15 protein-coding genes are annotated in these 16,570 nt (G+C 63.8%); 2 read left to right on the top strand and 13 right to left on the bottom strand.

The features are described from left to right. Window positions 1-5: 5 nt before the first annotated feature. Together J2S96_RS08545 and J2S96_RS08550 are read right to left on the bottom strand one after the other, a co-directional pair. On the bottom strand, window positions 6-956 hold the full coding sequence (locus tag J2S96_RS08545; RefSeq protein ID WP_306861830.1) for an ROK family protein: 951 nt from the start codon (window positions 954-956) through the stop codon (window positions 6-8). Window positions 957-965: 9 nt separating this feature from the next. Then, window positions 966-1,913 carry an SIS domain-containing protein gene (locus J2S96_RS08550; protein WP_306861833.1) on the bottom strand — a complete coding sequence of 316 codons (948 nt, stop codon included), beginning with the start codon at window positions 1,911-1,913 and terminating at the stop codon, window positions 966-968. 486 nt (window positions 1,914-2,399) lie between these two features. Here J2S96_RS08550 and J2S96_RS08555 point away from each other — a divergent pair, with 486 nt between their 5' ends. Continuing rightward, entirely contained in the window at window positions 2,400-2,651 is a 252-nt protein-coding gene (locus J2S96_RS08555) for a PLDc N-terminal domain-containing protein (protein ID WP_306861835.1), read from the top strand. 17 nt (window positions 2,652-2,668) lie between these two features. Here J2S96_RS08555 and hutI read toward each other — a convergent pair whose 3' ends face one another. The 6 genes from hutI to tdh form a co-directional block, all read right to left on the bottom strand. Next, on the bottom strand, window positions 2,669-3,892 hold the full coding sequence (hutI, locus tag J2S96_RS08560; protein WP_306861837.1) for an imidazolonepropionase: 1,224 nt from the start codon (window positions 3,890-3,892) through the stop codon (window positions 2,669-2,671). 11 nt (window positions 3,893-3,903) lie between these two features. Beyond that, complete coding sequence (locus tag J2S96_RS08565) at window positions 3,904-5,001, bottom strand: NAD(P)/FAD-dependent oxidoreductase (RefSeq protein ID WP_306861839.1); 1,098 nt, start codon at window positions 4,999-5,001, stop codon at window positions 3,904-3,906. 87 nt (window positions 5,002-5,088) lie between these two features. Then, window positions 5,089-5,559, bottom strand: a complete 471-nt coding sequence (locus tag J2S96_RS08570) for a pyridoxamine 5'-phosphate oxidase family protein (protein WP_306861841.1) — start codon at window positions 5,557-5,559, stop codon at window positions 5,089-5,091. 54 nt (window positions 5,560-5,613) lie between these two features. Next, complete coding sequence (locus J2S96_RS08575) at window positions 5,614-7,014, bottom strand: 6-phospho-beta-glucosidase (protein WP_306861843.1); 1,401 nt, start codon at window positions 7,012-7,014, stop codon at window positions 5,614-5,616. A gap of 6 nt (window positions 7,015-7,020) precedes the next feature. Further along, a complete protein-coding gene (locus J2S96_RS08580; protein ID WP_306861845.1) occupies window positions 7,021-8,229 on the bottom strand; it encodes a glycine C-acetyltransferase in 1,209 nt (402 codons plus the stop codon). Window positions 8,230-8,282: 53 nt separating this feature from the next. Next, window positions 8,283-9,329, bottom strand: a complete 1,047-nt coding sequence (gene tdh, locus J2S96_RS08585) for an L-threonine 3-dehydrogenase (protein WP_306861847.1) — start codon at window positions 9,327-9,329, stop codon at window positions 8,283-8,285. Between the two features lie 114 nt (window positions 9,330-9,443). Between tdh and J2S96_RS08590 the strand changes: the two genes are divergently transcribed. After that, on the top strand, window positions 9,444-10,376 hold the full coding sequence (locus tag J2S96_RS08590; RefSeq protein WP_306861849.1) for a LysR family transcriptional regulator: 933 nt from the start codon (window positions 9,444-9,446) through the stop codon (window positions 10,374-10,376). A gap of 18 nt (window positions 10,377-10,394) precedes the next feature. Here the strand turns inward: J2S96_RS08590 and J2S96_RS08595 are convergent, their stop codons facing one another. The 5 genes from J2S96_RS08595 to J2S96_RS08615 are packed head-to-tail and all read right to left on the bottom strand — an operon-like array spanning window position 10,395 to window position 16,546. After that, entirely contained in the window at window positions 10,395-11,582 is a 1,188-nt protein-coding gene (locus J2S96_RS08595; protein ID WP_306861851.1) for a Gfo/Idh/MocA family protein, read from the bottom strand. A gap of 46 nt (window positions 11,583-11,628) precedes the next feature. Beyond that, entirely contained in the window at window positions 11,629-13,323 is a 1,695-nt protein-coding gene (locus J2S96_RS08600) for a DUF4091 domain-containing protein (RefSeq protein WP_306861853.1), read from the bottom strand. A 16-nt stretch (window positions 13,324-13,339) separates the two neighbouring features. Next, entirely contained in the window at window positions 13,340-14,269 is a 930-nt protein-coding gene (locus tag J2S96_RS08605; RefSeq protein ID WP_306861855.1) for a carbohydrate ABC transporter permease, read from the bottom strand. Then, on the bottom strand, window positions 14,262-15,227 hold the full coding sequence (locus J2S96_RS08610) for a carbohydrate ABC transporter permease (protein ID WP_306861857.1): 966 nt from the start codon (window positions 15,225-15,227) through the stop codon (window positions 14,262-14,264). Before J2S96_RS08610 ends, J2S96_RS08605 begins: the two co-directional genes overlap by 8 nt. Further along, window positions 15,224-16,546, bottom strand: a complete 1,323-nt coding sequence (locus J2S96_RS08615) for an ABC transporter substrate-binding protein (RefSeq protein WP_306861859.1) — start codon at window positions 16,544-16,546, stop codon at window positions 15,224-15,226. Before J2S96_RS08615 ends, J2S96_RS08610 begins: the two co-directional genes overlap by 4 nt. Window positions 16,547-16,570 lie beyond the last annotated feature (24 nt).

The raw sequence follows: 16,570 nt of genomic DNA on the forward strand, positions 1-16,570 counted from the left end.
CTGGTTCATCGCCGCGTACCCGTGCCGGAGGCGGCCTTCCCGGCAGGGAGGAGGGCCCTGGCCCGCATGGCGGCGCCGAGCAGGCCTGCATCCTGGCCCAGTTGGGCGCGGGTGATGATCGGCCGGCGCTGGAAATCGAGCAGCTCGTCGAGGCGCGAACGAAGTGGCTCAAGGAGTCCGTCGCCCGCTTCGGCCAGGCCGCCGCCCACCACCACCGCTTCGGTACCGATGATGCTGACGCATTGGCTCAGGCTGAAGGCGAGGGCGTCCACGGCGTCGGCCCAGATCCGGGCTGCCAGCGCATCTCCCGCCTTGGCCCGTTCGAGGACTTCACGGGCACCGGTGCGCGGAGTTCCGGCTTTGTCGCTGTAACGCCGGGCGATCGCTCCGGCCGATCCGACGGCCTCGAGGATCGCGTGGCCTGGACCGTCCGGGTCAGGAACGAGGGCGTGGCCCAGTTCCCCGGCGAACCCACCTGCACGCACGGGGTACCCATCGGAAATGACGGCGGCGGCGATTCCCGTGCCAACCACCATCACCACGACGTTTCGAAAATCGCGGGCAGCTCCGAACCGGAATTCGGCTTCGGCCGCCGTGCTGACATCATGACCGAAGGAGACCGGCAGCCCGAGGCGCTGCGCGGCCTTTTCCCCGAAGGGAAAGTTACGCCACCCCAGGTTCGCCGAATAGATTCCCACCCCGGAGTCGGAGTCAACGATTCCCGGGACAACAATGCACGCCGCCTTCGCCGGGTGGCCGGGGAATTCGGCGGCAAATTCCGAGGCCAATGCCGCTACAGCGTCCAGGACTGCCTCGCCCGGTCGCAAGGGATCGTGCGGCGTCGCAGTGCGGCGCAATCCCAGGACATTCCCGGCCGTGTCGACAAGGCCTGCCTTCAGGTCGGTCCCGCCTACGTCGAAGGCCAGGACTGCGGATTCAGCGGCTCCGAGAACCATGGGGATGACCTAGGCCGGGGCGTTCAGTACGACAGAGCGCGTGAGGTTGCGCGGAAGATCGGGGTTGAGGCCGCGCACGCGTGCCCGCTCCAGGGTGACCTTATGGACCCGGGCCAGCTCGGCGAGCGGGTGCTTGCCGGTGTGGATGTACAACGCGCCCGTGCGGCCCATATCGGCGTCCAGCCCCTCAGGCTGCGGACCGAAGATCCATGTCACCCTGCCGGGTGCCGCAATGGAAATAGGCCCGTGCCGGTATTCCATCGCGGCATAGGATTCCGTCCAACCCTGCACGGCTTCGCGCATCTTCAGTCCGGCTTCGTGGGCCAGGCCAACGGTCCAGCCGGTCCCCAGGAAGGTGAACTGTTCGGCGTCGAGCAACTCCTGGGAGACAGGCTCGGAGACCGCGGTCCGGGCATCCTCGATGGCGGTGCCGAGTTCGATGCCAAGGCTCGTCAGGAGATACACGAGGGCCGTTGTGGCGAAGCGGGTCTGGACCACTGATTTCTCGTCGGCGTAAGGAAGGCCGATCACGGCGTCGGCCAACGCGGTGATGGGTGAATCCACGTCTCCGACCACCGCAATCGTCCTTGGTTTTCCGCTGACGGCCATTCCCCGCAAGGCTTCCAGGAGCTCAAGTACCTCCGTGGTGGTGCCGGAGCGGGTAACGGCGATCACGGCGTCGTACTGGCGGCCCGCGCTGTTGTGATTAAGGAACGCTTCGGACGCTGCGAACGCGTCCGTGACGCCCTTGCCCGCGGCTTCGCGGGCAGCGGCATAGCTTTGCGCCATGAACCATGAGGTACCGCAACCGACGACGGCGATCCGCTCTCCGTCCGCCGGCAGCAGGTGCCCAGCCTTGGATTGCTCAAGTCCGCATTGTCCGATGGCCCGCTTCCAGACCTCGGGCTGCGAAAGAAGCTCTTCTTCCATGAAGGCCCCGAGGGTGTTGTTACTCATCGCACTTACCATTCCTGTCCGCGCTTCTTCGACGCACTCTTCAACCCTCAACGAAACATCCGGCGATATGACGTTTAATGATCTATAGAAACACTAAACGATCATTTTCAATCGCACAAGGATCGTCGAGGGCTTCCGTGCATGCCAGCCAGCCAAACCCTCCATGCCAGCAGCGGGGGCCATGCCTGGCCCGGATCCATCGTTCTTACTCACAGAAAAACTCCTCAGGCGACACTCAATCTCGCCTGTTTTGGCACTCATTTTTAGGAAATCCACACCTGGAGGCAGGGACGGCTGCCTAGGATCGGCCTAGGACCGGCGCCGATCCGGACCAACCATCACTTATGAGCATTGGGGAAGATGAGAATGAAAAAGCTCGGCTGGGTCAACGGATTGAACCTGGGCCAGCGTGCCGCACTTCAGCAGGTAGTTCAAGGGCCGTGGGGCTTGGTGAGTGATAGATTCGTCAACATCTGAGGGGGTCCGATGTTCTTGTCGATTCCAGCCGGCGATGAGGTGCTCGCACCTACCGGATACGAGATTTTTGCAACCACCCTTGCATTGATCTCAATCTGCCTGTTCATTTGGGCCTTGGTATTGCTTGCCCGCAAAGCCGTGACCCTGACGAAACGGGAAACCATCCTCTGGCTCCTTCTGGTCGTCTTCGTTCCCCTTGTCGGGCCTGCCGCTTGGCTCATTGCGGGGGGCAGGTACCGGGGAAAGCCGGCTGTCCGTTAGAATGCGGCCCGGCTGGACTACACCGCGCGGACTCCGGCCCGCCACACCCCGAAGGTCAGCGGGATACCGGGCCGGTAGGCAAGATGCGTGGCCGACGGCGCCTTGAGCATGTGAAGGTCGGCGCGGTGCCCGACGGCGATCGAGCCCACGGCCCGTTCGCCGTCGACGTCGTTGCCCGACTCCCGGCCCAGGGCAAGCGCACCGCCATAGGTGGCCGCCCTGACGGCCTCGTGGACGCTCAGGCGCATCTGCAACACCGCCGTGGTGACGCAGAAAGCAATCGAACTCGTGTAAGAGGTGCCGGGGTTGCAGTTCGCGGCCAAGGCAATCTGCACCCCCGCGTCGATCAACGCCCGGCCCGGTGCGAGCGGCTGGCGGGTGGAAAGATCACAAGCGGGCAGGCACGTGGCCACTGTGCCGCGCTGGCCGGTCCCGGTGGACGCATCCCAACCGCTCCACGTCCCTGCGAGTGCCTCGATATCGGCCGCTGAAAGGTAGTTGACGTGATCGACGCTGGCCGCACCGAACTCCACGGCCAACTGCACGCCGGGCCCTTCGCCCAATTGGTTGCCGTGGACGCGCAGGCCCAGGCCCGCATCCCGGCAGGCGGACAGGACCCGGCGCGACTGCTCTTCGCTGAAAGCGCCGCGCTCGCAGAAAACGTCGGCCCAGCTGACGTAGGGGCGGACGGCGTCGAGCATCGGACCGCAGACGAGGTCCGTGTACTCCTCGGCGTCGGCTCCCGCCGGGACCAAGTGCGCGCCGAGGTAAGTCACTTCGTCCACGGTCGCCGCCGCGATGCGCGCGCTGCGGGCCTCGTTCTCGAGGTCCAGTCCGTAACCGGTCTTGCTCTCGAGATAGGTGGTGCCCTGGGAGACGGCTTCGGCCACGCGCGCGGCGGCGAGCCGGGTCAGTTCCTCGTCGCTCGCGGCGCGCGTGGCGCCTGTGGTGACTGCGATGCCCCCGGCACTGTAGCCTTGGCCGGCCATCCTGGCCTCGAACTCGGCGGTGCGGTCCCCGGCGAAAATCAGGTGCGAGTGCGAATCCACCCAACCCGGGAGGACGGCGCGCCCTTCCGCATCCACGTGCCCATCAGCCGACGGGGCCTCGGACGCGGGACCGATCCAGGAAATCCGTTCACCTTCGATCACCACGGCGGCGTCCCTGAGGACACGATGCTCCGCATCCTGGGTCATCAGTTCGCCGATGTTGCTGATCAGTGTGCTCGTCCGCCCGCTCATGAACCTATTGTTCAACGGCGGATCGACCAACGGGCCGCAGCGAGCGCCGTCGCTGTCCGGGATACCGGACTAGTTCCGGATAGTGAGCCAAGGATCTCCGCGGCGGCGAGCTCGGCGATGGCGGAGGAGGTCTGGAAACCGTACCCGCCTTGCCCGGCGAGCCAGTAGAAGCCGGGGGCCTCGGCGTCGAACCCGACCACCGGGACGCCATCGGCCGCTTCCGTGCGCAAGCCGGTCCAGGCCCTGGCGACCGAGCGGATGCCCAGCGAGGTAATGGAGTTCAGCCGGGTGACGAGCGCTTCCACGTCACCGGGCCGGGGCCGGGCGTCTTCCGGGCCGCTCGGTACGGTCTCCGACGGCGAGATGAGCACCTGTTCGCCCTCGCGGCGGAAGTAGTAGGAGTCGTCCGCGGCGCACACCATGGGGCTTCCGGGCGGAAGCGGGCGTTCGACGTCGACGATCGCCGCGGTGCGGCGGAACGGCTGCAGGCCCAGCTTCTCCACTCCGCTGAGCACGGCGAGTTCGTCCGCCCAGGCGCCGGCAGCGTTGACGACGACGGCGGACTGGAATCCTTCCAGCCCGGCGCCCACTTGCCAGCCGGAACCGAGGCGTTGGGCCGAATGCACCTTGGCGCCGGTGATGATGTCTGCTCCGTTTGCCTCCGCGCGCTGCCGGTGGTCTTCCAACAGCACGGGCGCGTTGCACGCGAATGAGCCCGTATCCAGGCCGGCGGCCGTGAAGGATCCTGGGTTGAGTGCCGGGCACAGCTCCAGGGCTTCGGCGTGCGTGATGGGATGCATGTGGCCGCTGGCTTCTGCCTTGACTGTGGCTTCGTCGCCCACCAGCATGAACGATCGCGGTTCCAGCACCGGCACCGGCAACTCGGCGTCGCGGGCTGCCATCAGTTCCAGCGTGCGGACGGTGAGTTCCTGTACTACCGCAGGTCCGTAGCTCGGGATCAGCTGCCGGGCCGAACGGGATGACGTGTGGTAGGCAAGCGTCTGTTCAGCTTCCACGAGGGCAACCGAACACTGGCCTGCCAGCGCTGAAGCCAGCGACAACCCTGCGATGCCTCCACCGACGATTAGCACATCATAATTTGCCGCCATCCCACCATCCTGTCAGCGCTCGGGCCCAGATGCGAGGGGGCTGGCTGAGGGGCTGGCTGAGTGGGCCCGTTGCCGGGACAGGACCTCCTATTCCACAGCGGACCGCTTGATCCCGCTATAGGGGGTCCACCACGTGAGCGGCTCCGTGACGGTGAAGCGCCGCCCCGAGATCGAATCCGCGGGAACCCGCACGAAATGGTCCTTCTTGCCGGCTTCCCAGGGAAAGAGGGGCAGCGAGAACGTGTTGACCACGTCGTCGATCTGTTCGACGGGCGCCGCTTTGCCATGGAGCACCACACTCCACGCGATTCCGGTGTCCGGGTTCACCCCGTCCACCTCCATGGCCACCGGGAAGTCGCCCAAAGCCGCGGCCAGCTTCGTGCCGGTTCCGGTCCGGAACACAACCGTCCCCTGGTCCACGGTGTAGTTGATTGGAAAAATGTCGGGGTGGTCTCCAAGCCACACGGCCAGCCGGCCGACGGACACGCCCCTCAGGAGATTCCAGCATTGCTGCGAATCCAACACCTCGGTTACACGTTGTGCTGCATCTTTGTCCATGCTGCAGATACTAGGCCTCGGATCCCCCTTGGGACAGGGCTCCCGTGAAGGGACCTAGCGCAGGTATTGAAGCTCCGTGAAATGGTTGATGTAGTCGTCCAGGAGCGCTTCTGCCACCCTGACCGAGTCCACCAGCGGATTCATCGCCATCGCCTTGTACGCGGAGCGCCGGGACCCCGTGAGCGCAGCGTCGATCGTGGCGCGTTCCACGGCCTTGGCATTGATGACGAGTCCGCGAGCATAGTCCGGAAGCGCCTTGGCCGGGAGCAAGCGGACCCCGCGGGCATCCACGAAGCAGGGCGTCTCGATGACGGCCTCGGCGTCCAGTTCGGCCAGGGTGCTCCCGTTGGGGACATTGAGGATCAGGCGCGCCGGCTCCCCCTGGCTGATGGCGCGCATGATTGCCAAAGCCACGGCTTCGTAGCCGCCGGATACCAAGTCATCAGCGTCTCGTTCGAACGTGCCGGCTGCCTCCCGGTTGCTCTGCATGTATGTCTCTTCGCGATCCAGCTTGGTCTTTTCCCAGAGCCTGAGGGCTGCCTTCGACGCCGTCTCCCCTTGGGCAAGCTCCGCACCGCCGTCGTTTCCGACCCTTAGACCGCTGTAGAAGGAGGACTGCTGCCGCGCCAAGTAGGCGCCGCGGGTGGTTCCGGCGCGCCGGTCGGCGTCGAGCGCTTCCCGCCGGAAATAGTAGTAATGCAGATACTCATTGGGAACCGCACCCAAGGCCTTGATCCAGGAAGCACCGAACAGCCGGCCCTCTTCAAAGGACTCGATGGCGGAGTCGTCCGCCAAGAGCCACGGCAGGACATCCTCACCCCCGACCACCAGCCCGCGCAGCCAGCCCAGGTGGTTCAGGCCGACGTAGTCGATCTCCACGGAGCCGTCCCGGAAGGCAGCACCGCCGCGGTGGATTCCAGCAGCGAGCAGGCATCGCCTGGCCAGGCCCACCGGCGAATCGCAGATCCCCACCACCTTGTTGCCAAGGACCCGCGTCATGACCTCGGTGATGACCCCTGCCGGGTTGGTGAAGTTGATGAACCAGGCTTCCGGAGCATGCTTCTTCACCGACTCGGCGATGTCCAGGACCACCGGAATGGTCCTCAGTGCGTACGAGATCCCGCCGGCACCCACGGTCTCCTGCCCGATGACTCCATGCTCCAGGGCAATCCGTTCGTCGGCCGAGCGCCCTTCGAGCCCGCCCACCCGGATCGCAGAGAAGATGAAGTCGGTGCCGGGCAGGGCTTCGGAGAGCTCCGTGAACATCCTCACGGCGGGCGCATCGGGCACCCCTTCGGCCATGTCGGCAAGGACCCGGGCCACCACGCCCAGGCGCGCGGGGTCGGCATCGAACAGCCTGAGCTCGGTGACCCGGCCGGGCCCGTGGTCCGACAGCAACGCCGAATAGACCAGGGGTACCCGGAATCCCCCGCCGCCCAGGATGGTGAGGATCATGGGAAATCAGAGGCCCGCGGCGGAGCGACTCTTCACGAATGCCTGGACACACGCCTCGACGTCGTCGGAGCTGTGCGCGGCCGAGAGCTGCACACGGATCCGGGCAGCCCCCTTGGGTACCACGGGATAGCTGAACGCCGTGACGAACACTCCGTGGTGGAGCATCTCGTCGGCAACCTTCGCGGCGGCCACGGCGTCGCCGAACATCACCGGAATGATTGCGTGCTCGCCGTCGAGCAGCTCGAAGCCTTCCTCGCCCATGCGGCGGCGGAACAAGGCAGCGTTCTCGAAGAGCCTGGAGCGGAGCTCGCCCGAGCCCTGGACCAGCTCAATGGCTTTGATGGTTGCCGCGACGATGGCCGGAGCCAGGGAGTTGGAGAACAAGTACGGGCGGGCCTTCTGGCGCAGCATGGCGACGATTTCCCCGCGGCCGGAGACGTAGCCGCCGGAGGCGCCGCCAAGGGCCTTGCCGAACGTGCCGGTGTAGATGTCGATCCTGTCGGAAACACCCGCGTGTTCAGGGGTTCCGGCGCCGGTGGCTCCCATGAAGCCCACGGCGTGGGAATCGTCCACCATGACCAGCGCGTCGTGCTTTTCCGCGAGATCGCAGATGGCCTCGAGCGGAGCGAGGTAGCCGTCCATGGAGAAGACGCCGTCCGTCACGATGATTTTGCGCCGGGCCGGGGCCTCGCCGGTTGAAGCCTCGATCAGCTTGGCCTCGAGATCGGCCATGTCCTGGTTGGCGTAGCGGAAGCGCCTGGCCTTGCTGAGTCTGATGCCGTCGATGATGGAGGCGTGGTTCAGGGAATCGGAGATGATGGCGTCATCGGCCCCGAACAGGGACTCGAAGACACCCCCGTTGGCGTCGAAGCAGCTGGAGAACAGGATGGTGTCCTCGGTCCCCAGGAACCGTGATACGCGGGCCTCGAGCTCAAGGTGCAGGTCCTGGGTGCCGCAGATGAAACGCACGGATGCCATGCCGAAGCCGCGCTCGTCCATGGCGGACTTTGCGGCCGCGATGATGTCCGGGTGGTCTGCCAGGCCTAGGTAGTTGTTGGCGCAGAAGTTCAGGACGCTGTTCGCCGGCTGGCCTAGCTGGCCTGCGGAGATGTGGCTGGCCTGCGGTGAGTCGATGTGGCGTTCGGTCTTGAAAAGGCCGGCGGTGCGGATCTCTTCAAGTTCGCCCTGCAGCTGGTCTTTGATGCTTGAGTACATGGTGGCTCCTGGTACTGGGAGTAGGGTGCTGGTTTGGCGGACTTTAAGGGCTCTTAGATTTCGGTCCAGTCGAGGACAACCTTGCCGCCGGTGCCGGCGCGGGCGATTTCGAAGCCCTTTTCCCAGTCGGTGGCGGACAGCTTGTCCGTGACGACGGCCGAAATGCGGCTGTGCAGTTCGGGGTTGGAGGACAGCATGGCGCTCATGGCGTACCAGGTTTCGTACATCTCGCGGCCGTAGATGCCCTTGAGGGTCAACATGTGCGTGACCACTTTGCCCCAGTCAATGTCGATGGACTGGCTGGGCAAGCCAAGCATGGCGATGCGTCCGCCGTGGTTCATGTTGTTGATCATCTCAGGCAGGGCCGTGGGATGTCCGGACATTTCCAGGCCGATGTCGAATCCTTCGCGCATGCCGAGCTCGAGCTGGGCATGCTTGACGCGCGTCTTCGAAACGTCGACGGCGAGATCCACGCCCATTTTCCGGGCGAGTTCAAGGCGGGGAGCCGAGACGTCCGTGATGGCGATCTTGCGGGCACCGGCGTGGCGCGCGACGGCGATTGCCATGAGTCCGATGGGTCCGGCACCGGTGATGAGCACATCCTCGCCGACCAGGGGGAAGCTCAGTGCGGTGTGGACGGCGTTGCCGAAGGGATCGAAAATGGCGCCGAGCTCAGGGGTGATGGAAGGATCCTGGTGGACCCAGACGTTGGTCTCCGGGATGACGACGTATTCGGCGAACGCACCATCGCGCTGCACGCCTACGGACACCGTGTGGATGCACATCTGGCGGCGGCCAGCGCGGCAATTGCGGCAAATGCCGCAGACCACGTGGCCTTCTCCGGAGACGCGGTCTCCGACCTTGACGTCGCGGACGTCTTCGCCGACGGAGACCACTTCGCCGTAGAACTCGTGTCCTGCGATCAAGGGAGTCTCGATAATGCTCTGTGCCCAAGCGTCCCAGGACTGGATGTGCAGGTCAGTGCCGCAGATGCCGGTGGTCATGACGCGGATCTTGACGTCGCTGGGACCGGCCTCCGGCTCGGGCCGTTCGACGAGTTCGAAACCAGCGTGGGGGCCGGACTTGTAGAGAGCCTTCATGGGTCTTCCTAACTCAAGGGATTGGGCCGTTGTGTGCCGTTTCACTTCATTGAAGCTTCGCGCACGGTTTAGCACAACTAGGTTTTTCTCAATCAACGATTTAGCATTTGCTAAATGGAAGTTCATCAGCTCCAAATGCTCAGGGAACTAGGAGATCTGGGCAGTGTCAAGGCCGTGGCCGAGACCCTCATGGTCACTCCGTCGGCCGTCTCCCAGCAGCTCGCGCTCCTGCAGAAGTCCGTGGACGTACCCCTGACCCGCAAAGAGGGCCGCGCCCTGGTGCTCACCGACGCGGGCCGGGTCCTCGCCGACGCCGGAGCCGCCGTCGTCAATGCGCTCGCGGACGCCCAGGCAGCCATCGGCGCGTACCACGACTCGCCTGGCTCAACAGTCACCGTCAGCGCCTTCCACAGCGCGGGCCAGGCCTTGTTCGCTCCGCTCGCGGCCTTGCTGACCTCCGCGCGCAACGCGGGTCCGGAAAACAGCGTTCCCCGCGTGAAGCTCGCCGACGAAGATGTCGCACAGGAAGACTTCCCTGGACTCGCCGCGCGCTATGACCTCGTGCTGGCGCACCGGATGGAACACAGTCCCGGGTGGCCCACCGACAAAGTAGCCGTGATCCCGCTCGCCGACGAACCGCTCGACGTCGCGCTGCCTGCCGGGCACCCGCTCGCGGCGAGCCGCGAACTCAGGCCGGCCGACGTCGTCGGGCAGCCCTGGGTGACCAGCCGCGCAGGCTACTCCCCCGCGGACGTGCTGGCCGCCGTTGTGGCCGTCAGCGGGCGTCCGGCTGATGTCCTGCACCGCATCAACGACTATTCCACCGTGGCCTCGCTCGTGGCGGACGGAGGCGCGATAGGTCTGCTCCCGCGGTTCACCGCCCAGCGGGTACTGGACGCCGGCGTGGTGCTGCGTCCGCTCGCGGGGGTGAATTCCGTGCGCAAAATCGACATCCTGGCAAGGCCCGAAACACTGAAACGGAAATCTGTCATGACGGTCTGCGAAGCACTGCAGACCGTCATGACCGAACTCGCCGACGCCGCCTAACCTGCTGGACCCGGGACGCTAGCTTCGGCGGCCCTGGACCAAGCCCGGCTGCCCGGCTTCGAAGTACTCCACCAGGTCCTGGGGCAGGGCCGGAATGTCGCGGGCGGAACCGTCACCGCGCAGGGACTCCGCGGCCAGGACTCCGGCGGCAACGGCCTGGCGGGCTGCGATCGGGTTGGTCTGCGTCTGTCCACCCTCGGCCGCAAAGCGGAGGAACTCCGCGATCAGCCGCGGATCCGCGCCGCCGTGGCCGCCCTCGCCGTCCTGGATTTCGACGACGGCGTCCGGCTCCGCGTAACCGCTTGACCGTGTTGTCCACACCTTGATCTGCTGGCCGGGTCCGTCGCCGAAGTTCTCGATCCTGCCTTTCGTCCCGATCACGGTGTAGTTCCGCCAGTAATCCGGCGTGAAGTGGCACTGCTGATAGGACGCCAGCACTCCGTTGTCCAGGACCATGTTCATCATCGAGATGTCCTCGACGTCGATGTTCTCGGCGAGGTCCTTCTGCTCTGTAGGCGGCCAGTTGTCGATCGAAAACCAGTCCCGCATACGCCGGCCGCTGTTGTCGCTCCGCCGGGGCACCGAGCCGTAGACAGCCAGATCTCCGACGGCGGAAACCCGCCGCGTGTACCCGTTGGCGAGCCGGTGGATCACGTCAATGTCGTGGGCGCCTTTCTGCAGCAAGAGCGAGGTGACATTCTTGCGCTCGGAGTGCCAGTCCTTGAAGTAGTAGTCCCCTCCGTTACCCACGAAATGCCTGCACCAAACGGCCTTGACTTCGCCGATCCGGCCTTCCTCAATGAGTTCGCGCATTTGGACCACCACGGGCATGTGCCGCATGTTGTGGCCGACGTAGAGCCTGGTCCCGGTTTCGTGGGCGGTCCGCAGAACAAGGTCGGCGGCCTCGATGGTCACGTCGATGGGCTTCTCGCAGAACGTCGGTATTCCAGCCTTCAGCGTGCGGACCGCGACGGCGGCATGCTGGTTGTCCGGGGTGAGGACAAGCACGGCGTCGATCCCGCTGTCCAGGATCTCGTCGAGATCGGCCACGACCCGGGCTGTGGGGATGTGCTTGGACGCATCCGCCCGGCCTCGCTCGCTCGTGTCGCACACGATGGTGACTTCGGAGCCTTCGCCCGGCTTGTGCGCGTGGCGCCACAAGGACGCGCGCAGCCCGAAGCCGACGATGCCTACTTTGAGGTCCATAAGTGATTCCCTAACTCGAAAAGTTGATGTGCGCGTGCCATGTGGATCATTGACCGATGAGCTCCGCGATCCTTTGGTTGACCTGCTCCCGAACTCTCCTGTAGTGGAGCGGATCGTAGCTGAAGTCGTCCATGGCCAGGCGTCCGCCGGAGCCGTTTGTATCCATGAGCTCCAGCACTTTCTTGCGGCCGGTCAGCTTCGCCAACAGGGAGAATGCGCGGTGGTCCCACATGGCCTGCGCGAATACCTTGTAACGGATCGACTCCCACGGTTTTCGGTCCGGCCCCGGGTAGACCATGAATGCGTCGCCGCCCGGAAAAGCACCGCCGGCGCATGTGTCCGTAAATGGATCCACGGGTGCCAGCGAGTGCGCAGTGTTGTAAAAATTGAATCCCCAGTGCAGGAAGCCGCCGCACGCCAAAGCAAACAGTTGGTGCCCCAGAACCCGGTTGCGGACAGAGGGCATGGAGATGAAACGATTGGCGACGCCCCGGTCCTGGGAGACGCAGTAGTAGACCCAGAGGTTTTCCACCCCGGCGGCCAGGAACGGCACCACCGCGTCCGTTGCCACGACCGGATGCGGCACGATACCGCTGCTGTAGAGCTCAAAGTCGCTGAGTGCGTCAACCACCGTCAGCCCGCACAAAAGATCGTCCACCGCGTCCTTGGCCTGTTGGTACCCTGCCATGGCTTCGGTTCCCGACGGTTCGTCGGAAATATGGAAGATCACCCGGTCAAGGGACCAATGCTCCGCCAGGAAAGAACGCAACGCTGGCAGCAGTTCGGCCATCAAGGCCCGGTATGAAGCCGACGTCGCAGGAACGTCCCAGCCAAAGCGGCGTTCCTGCCCTTCGGCGGTGCGGACGTAAATGGCAGGCGTTGCCTTGGCACCCCACTGGGTGAACAAATGGGCGATTTCCAAATAGCGGATGCCATGTTTAGCGCACAAGGCGATCCAGCGGCGCAAATTGCTGAAATCAAATTCGTATCCGGAAACATCGCTGATGCCTATGAGCTGAGTGGGCAAGCGGCTCCCGCCAACGGCAGTGTCCAACGGGGGCGTCCAGGTAGGCGTCAACAACGAGTTGGCCCCCATCCGCGCGGCGGACCCAATGAACGCATCGATGATGGCCCAATGGTCCTCACTGAACACACTGACCCCGTAGTGCGTTGCCAGTCCGTCACAGTGCAACCAATGGGCGTTCACGATCCCGAGTTCCGCCGGCATAGCCTCGAGGACCCGGATCGTGACGCTCGTGGTGAAGAGGAAGCCTCCCGATGCGTCCGTCACCGAGATGTCGACGTCGTATTCTCCCGCTCGTTCCGGGGAAGGCACCACGATATCGATCCAGGCAGCAGTCCAATGACCGAAGATGGGTTGGATCGCTCCGTCCGGGGCGGGCCGCAATAGATCGGGATACAGTCCAGGGGTGTCCTTGTCATAACCATCATCATGCTGTGGAAACGCAGCCACGATGCATGGCACGAGCTCCACCTGGTAGATGGAGCTGAACGGCGCCGCGGAACCACCGACTGCCACAACCAACGGCTGCGGCGACCGGAAGTCAGGCCCCAGTGGAGGCCGGAGAGCCAGCTGGACCGACGCCGTTTCACCCGGGAAAACGGACTGCGGAATGCTGGTGTCCAGCGGCCGCGGCTCCCGCTCCGGATAAACCTTTTCCAACGAGTCAGCCAAGACGAATGACCAGCCTTCGCCTGGCGCGGATTTCTCTTCCGTCAAAGTACGGTGTCCTCTCCTATTTGAGCCCGGAGCGGCCAATGCCCGCCATGACACGTTTCTGCATGAGCAGGAACATGATCAGGATCGGTGCCATGGCCATCAGTGAGGCCGCCATCAGGATCGGATAGTTATTGGAATGTTCGCCCTGGAGGTTCGACAACCCGACGCTCAACGGTGCGGCGTTCGCCGTCGACGTGACGACCAAAGGCCAGAGCAGATCGTTCCAGGACCACAACACGGTGATGACCACCAGCGCCCACAGGCCATTGGCCGCCAACGGCAACATGACCCTGAAGAAGACCTGGAACGGATTGGCTCCATCCAGCCGGGCAGCATCTTCAAGTTCATCCGGGAGTCCCATGAAGAACTGGCGCATGAGGAACAGGCCGAATGCGCTGAAGATGCCGGGCGCCACGATGCCTGCGATGCTGTTCAACCATCCCAGGTTCTGGATGATCTGGTACTGCGGAATGAGGAATAGCTGGGACGGCACCATGATGATCGACAACACCAGCGCCAGCAAGGGCCCCTTGAATCGGAAGCGCATCCGGGCGAAGGCGTAGCCCGCCATCGAGCACAAGAGCACCTGTCCAATGACCCTGAGGACGGTAATCGCCACAGTCACCCAGAGCTGTGAACCAAAATTCATGGACCCAAAAACATCCGCGAAGTTATGCCACTGGATCACGCTTGGCCACAATGTTGGCGGCGTGCTCTGGACCTCGGTGTTCGTCGAAAGAGACATGACAATCTGGTACAGCAGGGGCGAGACCATGACCAGGCCGCCAATCCCGAGGACTATATGGGCCACGGTATTGGATCCCTGTTTGCCGCTCCGGCTCTTGGCATCGGGCATGTGGGCCCGGGCCGACGACGGATTGGGCGCCAATTCGCCAACCGGTACCGATTCGGCCCTGGCTGTGGCAGCAAGCGTCGACTCAGACATAGTTGACCCACCTCTTCTGGATACGGAATTGGAAAGCCGTCAAGAGAGCGATAATTGCCAGGATCAGGATGCCGATGGCGGCAGCGTAGCCCTTGTCGTTCTGCAGGAATGCCTGGTTGTAGAAGATATAGACCAGGCTTTGCGTCTGCGGCATGGCCAGGTTGGCCTTGCCCATCATCACGTACAGCAGGTCGAATAGCTGGAATCCGCTGATCACGGTGACGATCGTGACAAAGAAGATGCTGGGAGTCAGCAAGGGCACCGTGATGCTGAAGAATTGGCGGATCCTGCTGGCGCCGTCCATTTCCGCAGCCTCAAAGAGCTCGCGCGGAATTTCACGCAGTCCCGCGCTAATGATGAGGAGATTGAATCCGAGCGACATCCATAGTCCCACCGTGGCTACGGCCAGGAGGGCAAACCCGGGGGTGGAGGTCCAGTACGGGCCGTGGATTCCGAACAGGCTGAGGAACCAGTTGATTGGCCCGAAGTCACCGTTGTAAATCAGTCTCCACACAATGCCGACCGCGGCGGGCATGGTGACGTAGGGAATGAAATACAGAGTCCGGTACAAGGACGCGAACCGCATCCCGGGACGCTCAATCAGGGATGCGAGAATCACGGCGGCGGGAATCCCCAACAGCACGATGGCGGTATAGATCAGTGTGTTGAGAATTGATTGGGGAATGCTGGAGTCGGCCAACATCCGGGTGTAGTTGTCCAGGCCGATGAACTTGGCGCCGCCGAAGACGCCCCACTTCGTGAAGCTGTAGTAGAACGTCTGGACCATTGGCCAGAGATAGAACACGCCGATTCCAACCACGGTGGGGACCACGAACAACCACGGCCAGAACCCGTCTGACTTTGACTTGCCTTTCCTTCGGGCCGCCGATGGAAGCGGGGCTTTGGTGGCATGGTCGCGGCTGGTTTCGGTACCCGCTGTCAGGACCGGGGCTTTCATGACTCTTTGGCCAGCGCAGAATTCATCTGGCTGGCGAGGTCTTTGGCGACGTCGGCCACCGGCTTGGTCCCGGCGAAAGCCTGCGGCAAGAGGGAGTTCTCCAGTTCGTTCCATGCCGCAGTATTGGCCGACACCGGGTAAGGCGAGGCATCTTTGGCGAGGTCGAGGAACACACCGAGGTCAACGGACGGCACGGACTTGACCCAGGCATCCTGCGTGCCGTTGAAGGCCGGGATGACCGTTCCTGTTTCGGCCTGGATCCTGGCCGCGTCCTGGGACCCCAGGAACGCCACGAACGCCTGGGCTGCTGCCGGGTTCTTCGCATTTGCGGGAATCACGTTGGCCAAACCATGGATCACGCTCTGGTTGCTGTTCGGGCCCTTGGGAAGGGACACAATGCCCAGGTCGGCGCCAAGGGCGGTGTGTGCCGGTCCAACAGTCCACGATCCATCCATGGTCATGGCGAGCTTCTTGGAAGTGAACATGTCACTCGAGGAAGTGTCGGTCAGCTGCTGCATGGAGGGCGAAACACCGGATTCAATCAAGTCACGCCAGAACTGCAGGCCGGCGATGGAGCCGGGCGAGTCATATCCGGACTTCTTGCCGTCCGCCGAGATGATGGTTCCGCCGGCTTCAAGCATCGTGTTGTAGTAGCTGGTCTGGCCGCCGGTGAGGTCTCCGGCGTACCCGTAGATGCCCTTGCCTTGATAGAACTTGGAGAGCTTGGCGCCTGCGGACTTCACGTCGTCCCAGGTCCAGGACGAGGTCGGTTCAGCCACGCCCGCGTCCTTGAAGAGCGCCTTGTTGTAGAAGAGCGCACTGGTGTCAAAGTCCTTCGGCACCCCATAAAACGTGCCATTGACGGTGTAAAGGTCCACGAGCGCCTTGGGATAGCTGGCTTTGTCCACTGCCTTGCCGGACGCCAGGCCATCCAGGGGCATCAGCTGGTTGTTTTGGGCGTAAAGCTTGATGTGCGGGCCATTCATCCAGAAAACGTCCGGCAGGGTGTTGCTGCTTGCCTGGGTCTGAATCTTCGTCCAGTAGGCGGAACCCTTCGATGGCGTAACGTCGATGGTCACCTTGATATTGGGGTACTGCTTGTTGAATTCAGCGACGATCTTCTGCATCGCGGGCTTTTGCGCCGCGTCCCAAATGGCGTAGTTAAGCTCCGCGCTCAAGTCCTTGGCGGGGGCAGCGTACGCAGCCTGGGCGGCGTTGCTTCCAGCGGCACCGTTGCCGCCACAAGCCGCGAGCGAAACGACAGCGGCGCTGGCGGCCGCAAAGGACAGAAACGACCTGCGGTTCAGGTTGTGGTTCATATGAATTCTCCGATGTCATGGGTC

It is taken from the genome of Arthrobacter bambusae (assembly GCF_030812595.1).
In the GTDB taxonomy this organism is placed as follows: Bacteria; Actinomycetota; Actinomycetes; order Actinomycetales; family Micrococcaceae; genus Arthrobacter; species Arthrobacter bambusae_B.

Bases quoted from the DNA above. Each gene is read 5' to 3' on its own strand.
- J2S96_RS08545 (WP_306861830.1), bottom strand. From the start codon at position 956: ATGGTTCTCGGAGCCGCTGAATCCGCAGTCCTGGCCTTCGACGTAGGC.
- J2S96_RS08550 (WP_306861833.1), bottom strand. From the start codon at position 1,913: ATGAGTAACAACACCCTCGGGGCCTTCATGGAAGAAGAGCTTCTTTCG.
- J2S96_RS08555 (WP_306861835.1), top strand. From the start codon at position 2,400: ATGTTCTTGTCGATTCCAGCCGGCGATGAGGTGCTCGCACCTACCGGA.
- hutI (WP_306861837.1), bottom strand. From the start codon at position 3,892: ATGAGCGGGCGGACGAGCACACTGATCAGCAACATCGGCGAACTGATG.
- J2S96_RS08565 (WP_306861839.1), bottom strand. From the start codon at position 5,001: ATGGCGGCAAATTATGATGTGCTAATCGTCGGTGGAGGCATCGCAGGG.
- J2S96_RS08570 (WP_306861841.1), bottom strand. From the start codon at position 5,559: ATGGACAAAGATGCAGCACAACGTGTAACCGAGGTGTTGGATTCGCAG.
- J2S96_RS08575 (WP_306861843.1), bottom strand. From the start codon at position 7,014: ATGATCCTCACCATCCTGGGCGGCGGGGGATTCCGGGTACCCCTGGTC.
- J2S96_RS08580 (WP_306861845.1), bottom strand. From the start codon at position 8,229: ATGTACTCAAGCATCAAAGACCAGCTGCAGGGCGAACTTGAAGAGATC.
- tdh (WP_306861847.1), bottom strand. From the start codon at position 9,329: ATGAAGGCTCTCTACAAGTCCGGCCCCCACGCTGGTTTCGAACTCGTC.
- J2S96_RS08590 (WP_306861849.1), top strand. From the start codon at position 9,444: ATGGAAGTTCATCAGCTCCAAATGCTCAGGGAACTAGGAGATCTGGGC.
- J2S96_RS08595 (WP_306861851.1), bottom strand. From the start codon at position 11,582: ATGGACCTCAAAGTAGGCATCGTCGGCTTCGGGCTGCGCGCGTCCTTG.
- J2S96_RS08605 (WP_306861855.1), bottom strand. From the start codon at position 14,269: ATGTCTGAGTCGACGCTTGCTGCCACAGCCAGGGCCGAATCGGTACCG.
- J2S96_RS08610 (WP_306861857.1), bottom strand. From the start codon at position 15,227: ATGAAAGCCCCGGTCCTGACAGCGGGTACCGAAACCAGCCGCGACCAT.
- J2S96_RS08615 (WP_306861859.1), bottom strand. From the start codon at position 16,546: ATGAACCACAACCTGAACCGCAGGTCGTTTCTGTCCTTTGCGGCCGCC.